The organism is Nocardia camponoti (assembly GCF_014646135.1).
Classification (GTDB): domain Bacteria; phylum Actinomycetota; class Actinomycetes; order Mycobacteriales; family Mycobacteriaceae; genus Nocardia; species Nocardia camponoti.
Window position 1 is genome coordinate 70,381 of record NZ_BMMW01000004.1, and the last position, 12,948, is coordinate 83,328.

Annotated in this window: 10 protein-coding genes and 1 pseudogene; 6 read left to right on the forward strand and 5 right to left on the reverse strand. The window is 64.8% G+C overall.

Going from position 1 to position 12,948, the window contains the following annotated elements; all coding sequences use genetic code 11:
• Positions 1–17 precede the first annotated feature (17 nt).
• Together aztC and aztB are read right to left on the reverse strand one after the other, a co-directional pair.
• Positions 18–962 carry a zinc ABC transporter substrate-binding protein AztC gene (gene aztC / locus IEX78_RS18855; RefSeq protein ID WP_373291621.1) on the reverse strand — a complete coding sequence of 315 codons (945 nt, stop codon included), beginning with the start codon at positions 960–962 and terminating at the stop codon, positions 18–20.
• Entirely contained in the window at positions 959–2,971 is a 2,013-nt protein-coding gene (gene aztB / locus IEX78_RS18860) for a zinc ABC transporter permease AztB (RefSeq protein WP_188830354.1), read from the reverse strand. Before aztB ends, aztC begins: the two co-directional genes overlap by 4 nt.
• A 47-nt stretch (positions 2,972–3,018) precedes the next feature.
• Between aztB and aztA the strand changes: the two genes are divergently transcribed.
• Together aztA and IEX78_RS18870 are read left to right on the forward strand one after the other, a co-directional pair.
• Entirely contained in the window at positions 3,019–3,726 is a 708-nt protein-coding gene (gene aztA, locus IEX78_RS18865) for a zinc ABC transporter ATP-binding protein AztA (RefSeq protein WP_188830355.1), read from the forward strand.
• A 95-nt stretch (positions 3,727–3,821) separates the two neighbouring features.
• Positions 3,822–5,321: a hypothetical protein gene (locus IEX78_RS18870; protein WP_188830356.1), complete on the forward strand. Its 1,500-nt coding sequence runs from the start codon at positions 3,822–3,824 to the stop codon at positions 5,319–5,321.
• An 18-nt stretch (positions 5,322–5,339) separates the two neighbouring features.
• Here IEX78_RS18870 and IEX78_RS18875 read toward each other — a convergent pair whose 3' ends face one another.
• The 3 genes from IEX78_RS18875 to IEX78_RS18885 are packed head-to-tail and all read right to left on the reverse strand — an operon-like array spanning position 5,340 to position 7,443.
• Positions 5,340–5,828 carry an FBP domain-containing protein gene (locus tag IEX78_RS18875; protein ID WP_188830357.1) on the reverse strand — a complete coding sequence of 163 codons (489 nt, stop codon included), beginning with the start codon at positions 5,826–5,828 and terminating at the stop codon, positions 5,340–5,342.
• Positions 5,829–5,840: 12 nt separating this feature from the next.
• Complete coding sequence (locus tag IEX78_RS18880; protein ID WP_188830358.1) at positions 5,841–6,749, reverse strand: AraC family transcriptional regulator; 909 nt, start codon at positions 6,747–6,749, stop codon at positions 5,841–5,843.
• Positions 6,750–6,777: 28 nt separating this feature from the next.
• Positions 6,778–7,443, reverse strand: coding sequence for a GntR family transcriptional regulator (locus IEX78_RS18885; protein WP_188830359.1), 666 nt, complete (start codon positions 7,441–7,443; stop codon positions 6,778–6,780).
• Positions 7,444–7,676: 233 nt separating this feature from the next.
• Between IEX78_RS18885 and IEX78_RS18890 the strand changes: the two genes are divergently transcribed.
• From IEX78_RS18890 to IEX78_RS18910, 4 genes and pseudogenes are all read left to right on the forward strand, one after another.
• On the forward strand, positions 7,677–8,624 hold the full coding sequence (locus IEX78_RS18890; RefSeq protein WP_268240915.1) for an ABC transporter permease: 948 nt from the start codon (positions 7,677–7,679) through the stop codon (positions 8,622–8,624).
• Positions 8,621–9,478 carry an ABC transporter permease gene (locus IEX78_RS18895; protein WP_188830361.1) on the forward strand — a complete coding sequence of 286 codons (858 nt, stop codon included), beginning with the start codon at positions 8,621–8,623 and terminating at the stop codon, positions 9,476–9,478. The genes IEX78_RS18890 and IEX78_RS18895 overlap by 4 nt, the downstream gene beginning before the upstream one ends.
• A pseudogene (locus IEX78_RS24770) lies at positions 9,475–11,417 on the forward strand (dipeptide ABC transporter ATP-binding protein). The gene IEX78_RS18895 and the pseudogene IEX78_RS24770 overlap by 4 nt, the downstream one beginning before the upstream one ends.
• A complete protein-coding gene (locus IEX78_RS18910; protein WP_188830364.1) occupies positions 11,414–12,940 on the forward strand; it encodes an ABC transporter substrate-binding protein in 1,527 nt (508 codons plus the stop codon). The pseudogene IEX78_RS24770 and the gene IEX78_RS18910 overlap by 4 nt, the downstream one beginning before the upstream one ends.
• Positions 12,941–12,948: the final 8 nt, after the last annotated feature.

Genomic DNA, 12,948 nt, shown 5'->3' on the forward strand with positions numbered 1-12,948 from the left:
ATCTCTTCGTGCGTGAATTACGTTGGTTGGCCGGTTAAGCCGCGCGCGATGGCCTCGGTATTGGCTCGCGCCATCTCCAGGTAGGTGGCTGCGCCCTCGCCGGGCCCGGTCAGCGATTCGGTGTGCAGGGCGATCACCCGCACCTGCAACCCGGTGTGTTCGGCGAGGACGCGCGAAAGTCGGCCGGGCGCTGCGGAATCAGCGAATATCGCGTTTACTCCCGCGGCCCTGATCGCGGTAGCGAGTCCGTCGAGGTCCGATGCGCTGGGTGAGGCGAGGGTGGTGCCGCTCGGGAGCACCGCGCCGATCACGCGAAAGCCGAATCGCTGTGCGAGATAACCGAATACGTGATGATCGGTGACCAGCTGCCTGCGCTCGGTCGGGATCGAGGCGAACCGGTCGGTCATCCACCGATCGAGCTGGGCGATTTCACCGAGGTAGCGCCGCGTATTCGCTTGCACCACAGCGGAATCGATCCCGTTAACCGTGGCCAGCACTTCCGCACTGATCGCCTCGACCGCCAAGCGTACCCGCGCCGGATCGGTCCAGAAGTGCGGATCGGGTTGTCCGACGGACTCGTCGGAGGCGTAGCGGATCGGGTCGACCTTCTCGGCAACCGCAATGGCCGGAACGCCCGCCCCCTCCGCCGCGCGCACGTGTCTTGCCACGCCTTCTTCAAGCCCGAGCCCGTTGTGCACCACCAGCGCGGCCCGCTCGATTTCGGCCGCCTGACGTGCGGAGATCGCGAACGAGTGTGGGTCGGTGCCCGGCCGCATCAACACCGTCACCGGGACCGAGTCACCGACGACCGCCTTCGTCAGGTCGCCGAGGATGTTGGTTGTCACCACGATCCCGGACCGTTCGCCGCCGCGTGTGCACGCGCTTACCAGCGGCCCGAGCAACGCGACCGCCAAGATCAACTGGACCGTTCGGCGGATCGCCGCTTTCGATGTGCGCTTCACAGCCCGGTCTCCACCATCAGCGTGGGCGCGATGTCCAACTCGAAAGTCCGTGCCACCCGGAGGTTGTCGTTGTAGGCGATCTCGTGAACCTTGCGACCGCGAATGTCATTGACGTAGGCGCGGTTGGGGTCGACGCGGATCACCGGCTGCCCATCGACCGGCCCGTCCGACACCGTGAGGCGCGCCGTCTCCGCACCGGATTCGGGGTCGATCCCGCGCAGGACGCCGTCGCGCGTGAGCACCAGCAGCGACGCCCCTTCGCCAGCGGTGTTCACCGCGACCGGATCGGCGACAGCGGTTCGGGTCCAGGTCTCCTTCCTGATATCGAGCGCCCACACGCCGTCGCGACCAGCCAGCGCGGTCAGCGTGGTGCTGCCGGGCCGGTGCGTGAATTCGGTTGCTCGGTCGGTGGTCGGGCTCGGGTACGCGATCTTCTCGGCGACGAAGTCGCTTTCGCGTCGCGTCACCACGAGCGCGCCGTCTGCACAGCCGAAAACGACTCCGCGCCTGGTGACGGCCTGCCCCTTCGGCTGCGGGCACGTGGTGTCCAGCGCCTGCACGGACGCGCCGTCGCGACCGCGCACTTCCACCCGACCCGAACTGTCAGCGACCACGATCCGCTCGGCATACGGCAGCGCGATGCCCGCTACGCTGCGCTGCTGTTGGACAGTGCCGCCATCGAGGGTCGGTCGGTCGAACAGGATCGTCGTCCCGGACGCGAGCACCACCGACGTGACTGCAGGGTCGGCGTAGGCACCGACAATGCCGGATCGCGGAACCTCCGACGGTCCGGAGCTGGGTAAAGCAACCGTGCCGAGATCGCGGACGGGTGCCTGGTAGTAGTGCCGATGGTCGTCGTGCTCGACCGTCCATCCACCACTGTCAACGACCCGAACCGAGGCCCCCGAGCTGAGATACGCGTACCGCCCGTCCCCGACCACTCCGTCAGTCGGCAGCGAATTAGCCTGCGGCTGAACATTTTCCGGCGTAGGTGCGACGTTCAGCAGATCGATCACCCGAACAGCCCCGGTCGCGGACGCGACAACTAGGCGCGTCTGCGCCTCGCTCATCTCTTCCGCACCAGCGACGTACCCGTGTGGCGCCTCCTCAAGCGGCGCAGGTTCCTCGGCCGAACCACATCCCACCAGCGGCAGCGCGGCAAGCGCGGCCACCGAAGCGGCCCCCACCTTCCCGAGCCGGTCACGCACCGCTGAGCAAATCGCGGAGACGAAGAACAACCCGACCGCGACCGCCGCGATAGTCGCGCCAGCAGCCGTTTCCGCGTGCCACGAAATGACCAGTCCCGCAATGGTGGAGAACCCGCCAATGAGCGCGGCGATCAGCATCACCACCGGAATCCGGTCCGACCAGTACACCGCCGCCGCAGGCGGGGCGATCAATAACCCGAACACCAGCAACGTCCCGACGACGTGGAACGAGGCAACGATCGCCAACGTGAGCAACCCGATCAGCGCCACCTGCGCCGCCTTCGGATGCAACCCGAGCGTGTGCGCTTTGCGCGGATCGAAAGTCAACGCGACGAACGCGCGGTGCCCGAGCACCGCGATCACCAGCGCGACCACGAGCGCAATCACGAGGTACCACAGGTCAACCGTGCGTACGGCGAGCACGTCACCGAAGAGGAACCCGGTCAGATCGACAGCGAACGACTGTGACCGCGACACGATAATCACCCCGGTCGCGAGCATCCCCACGAACAGCAGTCCGATCGCGGTGTCGGCGGCGAACCGTTTGCCGCGCGAGAGTGCCGATACGCCGAACGCCATCGCGGTGCAGCTAATCGCCGCGCCGACAACCAGATTCCCACCAAGCAGCGCCGCGACCGCGACGCCGGGCAGCATCCCGTGCGCCATCGCGTCGCCAAGAAATGCCATGCCGCGCACCACGACCCAGGTTCCAGCAAGGGCGCAGACGCAGGAAACAAGCAGGCCACCCCACATTGCTCGTTGCACGAATGCCACCTCGAACGGGGCGATCAGCCAATCCATAGCGGCGAAGCTATACTGAAAACGATTATCATTTCAAATGAGGTGAGATGAAACACACAGATGATGCGGCGTTCCGAATTGAGCGCCTGACAGCGGCCTACGCCGGGCAGCCCGTGCTGTCGGAAATATCGGCGACCATCCCGCGCGGCCGGATCACCGCGATCGTCGGACCCAACGGGTCAGGCAAGTCGACCCTGCTCGGCATCCTCGCGGGCACCGCGTCGGCGCGGTCGGGCAGTGTGCGTCGAACCACCGCGCACAAACCAGCTTTCGTCGTGCAGCACAGCGCGATTCCCGCCGCGATGCCGATGACGGTGCGCGATGCGGTATCGATGGGCCGCTGGGCGCATCGGGGTCCGTGGCGGCGACTCACCAAAGTCGACCGCGAGATCACGCGCGCCTGCCTAGAGCGAATGGACCTCACCGACCTGGCGACCCGACGGCTCGACACCCTTTCCGGCGGTCAGCGCCAACGCACCCTGCTCGCCCAAGCGCTAGCCCAGCAGTCGGACCTGGTACTTCTCGACGAACCGTCGACCGGGCTGGACGCGGCTTCGCGCGCCGAGATCTCCCGTGCGCTGGCCGACATCAGCGCAACCGGCGTCACCGTGGTGCAGGCAACTCACGACATGGCCGAGGCCGCGCTCGCCGACTACTGCCTGCTGCTACGCGACGGTGTTCTCGAAGCGGCCGGACCTCCCGAGGAGGTGCTCGCCAGAGCGGAAGCCCCGGTTGGGGTGCGGTCGACGGGGTAATTCCTCGCGGCGCGCCTTCGTCGCCGGTCGTGTGACCGGGCGCACACTCAGCTCACACATCGAGCGCGACATTTTCATACAGAAGGGCATTCTGGATGAAGAAACCGGTCTTGGAGTTGCTCAAGCGAATTCGTGCGGGGAGTGTGGCGGTCGTACTCGCCGCAGGTATTTTGTCGACTGTGCCCGGCACAGCTACTTCCGCCCCAGGCGATTCGTTTACTTCCGCCGATGTCGGTTTCGCGGAAGGGTCCGTTTCCGGGAGCGACCTCGCCGCTCGACTTCCCGCGATGCAATCCGCCGTCGCCCCCAAAGCGCCGATTGTGCGCGTTGACCTCGATTGGTGGTACGTCGAACCATCGCGCGGGGCGGCCCTGAAATGGGATCAACTTGATCCAGTTGTCAATGCCGCGGCCGCGCGGGGAATGCGCGTTCTGCTCGTGCTCGCCTACGCACCACCGTGGGCGAATGGGAATCATGGTGACGACAAATGGTTTCCGGTTCGCGACCAAGATTGGACGTCGATTATCGACCGCACCGTCGCGCATTTCGGCAACAAAGTCCAGGCATACGAGGTGTGGAACGAACCAAACTTCGTGCAGTTCGGCAACTTTGGGACCGACCGCAAGACTCGCTACTGGCAGCTTGTAAAACTCGCTTATTCGCGGGTGAAGGCGGGGTGCCCTTCGTGCGTTGTCGTCGCGGGGGCGTCAGGCGCGGGAACAGTGCAGGGCAGTACGAATCCGAACGCGCCGTCCGTGTGGCTGGATTGGGCCTACCGAAACGGGTACCGCAACTATTTCGACGCCGTCGCCCATCACCCGTACCCGGCGTGGAATTCAGGGAAAGGTCCCGCTGACCCCGAATGCGTGAATCGTTGGTGGAATATGTTCGGGCCGCCCGCTGAGTCACCGGCATGCGGCGAACTCGCGAATGTGCATTCGGTCATGGTCCGCAACGGCGATACCGCGAAGAAGGTTTGGGGCACTGAATTCGGTTATCCGACAGCCGGATTGGCCGCCATTCCGAGCGCGGCGACCGTCAGCAAATTCCTCGTGCAGGGTGTCCAAATGTGGCGGGCACTCCCCTACGCCGGCCCGCTTTTCGTGTATTCCTACCGCGACCGCTGCACCGCGGCAGGCGACCCCGAATGCCACTTCGGCCTGACAACCACAACAATGGCGCCGAAGGAACCGATCTTCACCGACGTCACTGCCGCACTCCGAGGCGAAACCCAGCCGCCACCACCGCCCAGTAGCCAGGACAAACTGCTAGTCGGCGCGACCCTCACCCGCGACACCTCACTAAAGTCCCGCAACGGCCTTTACGAACTGTGGTTACAGGGCGACGGAAACTTGGTCCTGTACCGCACAACGGGCGAACCGATATGGGCAACCGGAACAACAACAGGCGCGACGTTGATCAACCAGTCCGACGGAAACCTGGTCCTCTACCCCGCACGGGGCGCGGCAGTGTGGTCGTCCAAAACATGGAACGCGGGCCCATCAACCCTGACCTTGCAAGACGACGGCCGCCTAGTCCTCACCCGCAACGACACGGGCGCGACCACGTGGTCGATAGGGTCGACTCAGGGTTGAGAACGCCGATGCCGCCGCTCAGGCTGAAAGCCGGTCAACGAAAGCGTTCAGGTTTTCCACCACCCGCTTCGCCTTCTCCTCCGGCGTCAAATCCTCGCGATAGCGGCTCCCCATCGACGGCCGCTTCTTGTTCCGCGCGTAAAGCGAGCACGCGAGGTCGGTGCACATGTACGTACCGATCGTGCTCCCCTTACGTCCCGATTCGCCCGTCTTGCTCGCGGTCATGAGCGAAACGCCGCCGCCCGAATGCGTGGTGAGGCAGATCGCGCACATTTGCGTCTTCGCCGACCCGCCGGTCTCATACCGCAACGCGATACTGACCAGCTCACCGTCGCGCGGCACCGAGATGTAGCAGCGCCCGGCATACGACGGGTCGGCCCAGCCGAGGAAGTCGAGATCTTCCCAGGGGCGTTCACCCAGGTCACGCGGCACATTGAGCCGCTTAGCGTCGCCTTTCGAGCAATTGATAAACGACGACCTGATCTCGGCTTCGGTGATGGGTTCCATGATGTAGCCATGCTAACTAACCGCGACAGCTGGCAATTCCCCCTCACGCCGATACCGCCCCGGCGCCACCCCATATGCCCGCTTAAACGCCTTCGCGAACGCGAATTCTGACGCGTACCCCACCTTTCGGCCCACGCTCGCCAGCGGTAGCGAGTCTTCGCGCAACATTCGCGCCGCCGTCAGCATCCGCCACCGGGTCACATACGCGAGTGGCGGTTCGCCGACGGTCGCCGCGAATTTGCGCGCCAACGTTGCCCGCGAAACTCCCGCGCGTGAACTCAATTCGTCAACCGACCACTCCGCAGCAGGATCAGCGTGGATCGCGCTCAGAGCGGCCGACACGGTTGGGTCGGTGAATGCCGTCGCCCACCGACCGGATTCGCGCGAACTGAACCAGGTCCGCAACAAATACAGCAGCAGAGGTTCAAGCAGCGCCGGGATCGCCGACGAAGTGCCGAGCTTCGGTTCCGTCAATTCATCAACAAGCAATTCGACAATGGCGCGCAACCCATTTCGCCGCCCCGATTGTGCGGGCAGGTGAATGAAATCCGGTAATTCATCGAACATCGGATGCGTTCGACCACGTCCCAGCGCGTACGCCCCGCACAGCAATGCCGACCGCGCGCCCGGCCCGTCGATTTCGCGCGGCTCACCGGGATGCGCGGCCTCGGTGACCGCGCTATCGAGCTGATCGACAAGCGTGTGCGCTCGCCCGCGCGGCATAAAGACCACGTCGCCCTCTCCGAGTGCGATCGGCGCGTCGTCCGGTGGCACCAACCAGCACGAACCCTGCACGACGACGTGAAATCCCGCGCCCGGCACCTCGGGATAAGCGCGCCCCCACGGCGCGTGCCGCACGAACATGCCCGACGTTGGATTGCCGGTTCGGATGGCGGCGAGGGTTTCGCTCAAGATGTCCACGCCACACACCATAAAGACACGGAAGGCGTCACCTGGCAGGCCGTAGCTTCGTCACGATCGCCAACGACGGCCCACGCCCCGCCTCCGTGTGGCTCAACATCGCATACTCGGCCAGCCGTTCGTCGCCCGCGCAGATCGCGTCGATCAGCACCCGGTGCTCGTCAACCTGGCCGGCGATGTCACGGTCGGTCGTGAGGAAGAACAGCCAGCTCATGCGCGCCAGAATCGTGCGCATGAGCTGGATCAACAGGGTATTGCCAGCCAAATCAACGATCGCACCATGCAGGGCCGCGTTGACTTCCGCGATGCGCAGCGGGTCGCGACTAGCCATCGCCAACTGAGACTCGGCTTGAAGAGCCAATAACGCCGCCGCCGAAGCGCCGCCCTTGATCCGTGCCGCGGCAAGCCGGGCGGCCAACGGCTCAAGCCCGACGCGCACGTCGAACAGTTCTTCCACCGCGGTCCGGTCCCATGACCGCACCACCGCACTACGCCGCGGCTGCGCGCTCACGATCCCGTCAAACTCCAACAGCGCCAACGCTTCTCGCACAGGTAGGCGCGAAGTGCCAAGCAGCTCAGCCAATCTGGCTTCAGGTAACTTCTCGCCCTCGCGGTACACCCCGGTGATGATGCGACGGCGCAGTTCGTCGTAGATACGGCGGGTCTGCGAAGTGTCTTCAAGAGGCGGGGGCACGCGACAAGTCTACGAACCCGATAGCGCGGCCCGCGCACGCTAGTCGGTAAGCGGCAAATCCGCATTCGGTAGACCAAACATATATCTCTTACGAAAGACCAACCACGACAAACGGCCGCGAAATCCCAGTCAAGACCGCTAGATACCGCCAATAACCAGCACCGATCTCATTCACCATCTCGAAACACCGCCAACACAGGCGGGATACACGCGACACTGATTCTGTATACCGAATGGTTCCAACTACTCGAGAGCTAAGTGTGGCTGTATACCTGATCAGGCGGGTGGCGCAGGCCGTGATCACCCTGTTCGCGGTGCTCACCCTCGCCTTCATCCTGGGTCGACTCACGGGCAGCCCAGCCGCGTTGCTGCTGCCCGAGACCGCGACCCAGGCCGACATCGCCGCCCTCGACGCCAAACTCGGCTTCGACAAACCGCCGCTCATCCAGTACTTCAACTACCTTGGCGGCGTCCTCACTGGCGACTTCGGCGATTCCTACCGCCAACAGGGCACGTCGTCGATGGACCTCGTGATGCAGCGACTGCCCGCGTCGCTCCAATTGGGAACGGCGGGCTTCGCGATTGGCGTCGCACTCGCGTTCGCGGTTGTCCTCGGCATCCATCTGAGCGGCCGCTGGGCGCTCCGAGGCGTCGCACTCGGACTGGGCGCGGCCCGACTTGCGGTGCCGGACTTCCTCTTTGGGCTCCTGCTCGTGCTCATCTTCTCGGTGAGCTTGGGCTGGCTGCCGTCGCTGGCGGGCGCGGACCCGCTCGCGATCGTGATGCCGGCGGTCACCATCGCAACGGCCCAATTCGTTGTCTACGCAAGGCTTTTGGACAACTCGCTTACTACGGAAAGCTCGCAGGACTACGTCCGCACGGCATACGCGCGCGGCGAACGACGGTCGACCGTACTGCTACGCGACGTCCTGCCCAATGCCCTGCTGCCCGTGCTAACCATCTCCGGCATTCACCTCGGCACGCTGCTCGGCGGCCTGGTGATTGTCGAAAGTGTCTTTGCCTGGCCAGGTTTGGGCCAACTGATGCTCGACGCGGTATTCAGCCGCGACTTCCCCGTCGTCCAGTCCGGCCTGGTGGTGATCGCGACGATCTTCGTACTCGTAAACCTCGCCATCGACGTGCTGTACGGCTTTGTCGATCCGAGAGCGAGGGTCCGATGAAACGGCTTTCCAAGCGCGACCTCGCGGCCGCTGCCGGGGTCGCGATGATCGCGATCGTCGTCGCGTTCGCCCTGATCTACCCGCTGACCCCCGGTTACGCCCCGTACGCGCAGACCCTTGCCGACGCCTTCACCCGCCCGTTCACCACCGCGCACTACCCGCTGGGCACCGACTCACTTGGCCGCGATTTGGCGAGCCGACTCGCGCTGGCAGGTCGCATCACGCTGGGCCTTGTGCTGGTGATCGTGCTGGTCAACGCCGCGATCGGCCTGGTCATCGGCACGATTTCGGGCTACTTCCGCGGCATCGTCGACTCGCTCCTGATGGGCGCGGCCGACGTGCAACTCGCGGTCCCGATGACGTTGATCATCATGGCTGTCTCGGCGGTGCGCGGTCCGAGCGTCGGGCTGATGGCGACCATTCTCGGCCTCACGTTCTGGGTCGGCTATGCCCGTGTGAGTCGGGCAGTGGCACTTGGCCTTTCGTCTCGCGATTTCGTGATCGCACCGCAGTTGCTCGGCGCGGGATCGCCGTGGGTGATGCGCAAACACGTTGTGCCGCATGTGCTTATCCCCGTCGTGATCCTCGCGACCGCCGACCTCGGCAACGTGATGATCATGATCTCGTCCTTCGACTATCTCGGTCTTGGCGTCCAACCACCAACGCCCAGTTGGGGATTGATGATCACCGACGGCCAGAAGTACCTGCGTCAAGCGCCGTATCTCACGATCGTGCCCGCTGTCGCGCTGCTGCTCGTGATCGCGGGAACCCTGCTGGTAAGCCAGCGCTTCACCGCATCGGGCAACGGCCTGCGGCGCTCAGTCCGGCGGCGCGACATCAAGGAGCCAGCATGAGCCTGTTGGAAGTGACCGATTTGACCGTCGGTTATGTCACCGCCGCTGGCGAGCGCGTTGTGCTTGTCGACTCGGTCAGCCTGCGACTTGAGCCCGGCGAGGTGCTGTGCCTAGTTGGTGAATCGGGATCGGGCAAGTCGGTCACCATGCTCGCCGTGCTCGGCCTGCTGACCGACCCCCTCACCGTCTTCAGCGGGAGCGTCCGGTTTCGCGGCAAAGAGCTGATCGGTGCCGACGACGAAACCCTGCGAAAACTGCGCGGCGCGGAACTTGGCATGATCTTCCAAGACCCGATGACCTCGCTAAACCCGGTCCGTCGCGTCGGCACGCAGATCGGTCGCGCGCTCGCCGTCCACCAACAGTCCGACCGCCGCACCCGCGAGCGCAAGGTCGTCGAGCTACTCGACGCTGTCGGCATTCCGCAGCCCGCCGAACGGGCACGCGCCTACCCGCATCAGTGGTCGGGCGGTATGCGACAGCGCGCGGTGATCGCGATGGCGATGGCTAACGACCCCGCGATCCTCATCGCCGATGAGCCAACAACCGCACTCGACGTGACCGTCCAAGCCCAGCTGATGGCCGTACTCGCCGAGGCACGCGAACGTAGTAATGCCGCAATGGTTTTGATCACCCACGACCTAGGCCTTGTCGCCCAATACGCCGATCGTGTCGCGATCATGTACGCGGGTCGGGTGGTTGAGCAGGGCACGGTGTGGCAGATTTTCGACTCCGCGACGCACCCGTACACCCTCGGCCTTCGTCGCAGCCTCATCGGCGAGCAGTCCGCAACCGAGCGCGCTTACGCGATCCCCGGTGCCCCTCCCCCACCAACAAAACGCCCGGCGGGCTGCGGTTTCGCACCGCGATGCGAGTTCGCGAACAAGGCGAGCGAGTGCGAAACCCACGTTCCCGCGCTCGTCACCTTGGCTGACGGCCGCGCCATCGCCTGCCCACCCGCGCAGGTGGCGTCATGAGCGACAACGTGATTGAAGTCGACGGCCTCGAGGTTGTCTTCACCAGCCGACGCGGCCTGCGAACCCGTCGACTGCGCGCCATCGACGGCGTCAGCTTCGCGGTCCGAAAAGGCGAAACCTTCGGGCTGGTAGGCGAATCCGGCGGCGGCAAGTCGACGCTGGTCCGCACCCTATTCGGTATCAACAAGCCGACGGCGGGCAAGATCGAAATCCTCGGCCAGGACCTAGCCACGCTGTCGCCCCGTCAACGTCGCGCGCTGCGCAATCGCGTCCAGTTGGTCTTCCAAGATCCGTATTCCTCCCTCGACCCACGCATGACCGCCCACGACATCGTCGCCGAACCGCTGTGGATCGCAGGTGGCTATACGAAGGCGCGCGTCGTTGAGCTGCTCGACCAGGTCGGCCTCACCTCAGATGTGTTGCAGCGCAAGCCCGCTGAGTTTTCCGGTGGCCAGCGACAACGCCTCGGCATCGCCCGCGCCCTCGCGCTTGAGCCGGAAGTCCTCGTCCTCGACGAACCGGTCTCCGCGCTCGACGCGTCCGTGCAGGCCCAGGTGATCAACCTGCTTGAAGACCTACAGGAACGTCTTGACCTGTCGTATCTCTTTATCGCGCACGATCTTTCGGTCGTCCGGCACCTCTGCGACCGCGTCGGCGTCCTCCACCTCGGCAAGCTCGTCGAAATCGGCGACACCGCAACAGTTTTCGCGGCGCCGGCGCACCCCTACACTCGCGCGCTGCTTGCCGCGGTGCCGATTCCCGATCCGCACCAACGTGCCCGCGACGCCTCGTTGCTGGTACGCGGCGAACTGCCCGACGCGGCGAATCCGCCGAGCGGTTGCACGTTCCGTACCCGTTGTCCCGAAGCTCAACCAGTTTGCGCCGCAACGGAACCCACGCTCTCCCCTGTCGCTGGCGAACACACCGTGTCCTGCCTGTTCCCGCTCGAAAGGATCACCCAATGAAACCCCTCCTCCGTTCCGCGACAGGCGGACTGTGCGCGCTCGCTGTGGCCAGCCTCGTGCTGACCGGGTGCGCGCCAGCGGGCACCAACGCTGCCGGCGCCAAGGAGATCGTGATCGGTGCCGTGACCGAGCCGTCGAAGATTCCCGACCCCATCATGGACGGTTCGCTGGCTGGCTATAACTACTACTTCGCCGAATTCGAGCAGCTTGCCCGCTTCGACGCCGACGGCAAGATCGGCCCATCGCTGGCAACCAAATGGGAGCACAACGCCGACTTCACCGAGTGGACCTTCACGATCCGCACCGATTCGAAGTTCAGCAACGGTGAACCGGTGAAACCGTCGGATGTCGCCTTCACCTACAACACGATTAAGGCGAACCCGACGGGCGACCCAGCGACCTACATGGAAATGTTCACCTCCGCCGCTGTCGGGCCGAACAACACGGTGATCTTCAAGCTCAACGCACCGTTCTCCGCGTGGCCGACCATCACGACAGGTGCGTCGATCGTCCCGGAATCGGTGTACACGAAGCTCGGATCGGCGGGATTCGCGGCGGCCCCGGTCGGGTCGGGACCGTACATGTTCGACCATTACACGCACGGCGTCGAGTACGTGCTCAAGCGCAACCCGAACTACACCGGCAAGCAAGCGAACTTCGACAAGCTCACCTTCAAGACTGTCGCCGACGCCGACGCACGGCTCAACGGCGTGCAGTCCGGCAGCCTCGACGTCGCGTTGATCGCGCCGAATCAGGTTTCCGCCGTTGCCAATTCGTCAAGCGTGACGGTGAAGGCAACCGGTTCCAACGGCGTCACGTTCCTCGGCATGAACTCCACCGCTGGCGCGCTCACCAACCCCAAGGTGCGTGAGGCGATCGGCTTGGCCATCGACCGCGACGCGATCGCGAAGAACCTCCTCGCTGGCAAGGCCCAGGTCGACAACCAGCTCGTCGCGAAGTCGGTCGGCGGCTTCAACCCCGCCTACCCGAAGGCCGCGTTCGACCAGGCTAAGGCCAAGCAGCTTGTCGCCGAGTCGGGCTACAACGGCGCGCCGATCCCGTTCCAGTACGCGACCAACGGGCGCATTCCGTTGAGTTCGGAAATCGCGCAGGCCATCCAGGGCGACCTCGCCAAGGCGGGCCTGAATGTGGTTCTCCAGGGCACTGACCAGGGCAGTTTCTCGCAAATCATCTACGGGACGAAGAGCGCCCAGGGCATCTACCTCAACACCTACGCGCCGTCGACGATGGACGGCGACGCCCCGGTCGCGTCGATGTTCGGCAACCAGCAAAACGATTACGCGATGCTGCCCGCGACGGCCGCGCTTGTCGCGAAAACGCGCACGGTGAGCGGGCAGGACCGCATCAACGCCTACACCGAGTTGTTCAAGTTCAACGACGCGAACACCCTGCTCATCGGCCTCTACACCCCGGACACGAGCTACGCCGTCGACCCGAAGTTGACGTGGACGCCACGTGCGGACGGCATGATCACGGTCGACTCGGCGACCTTCGGAGGCTGACACACATC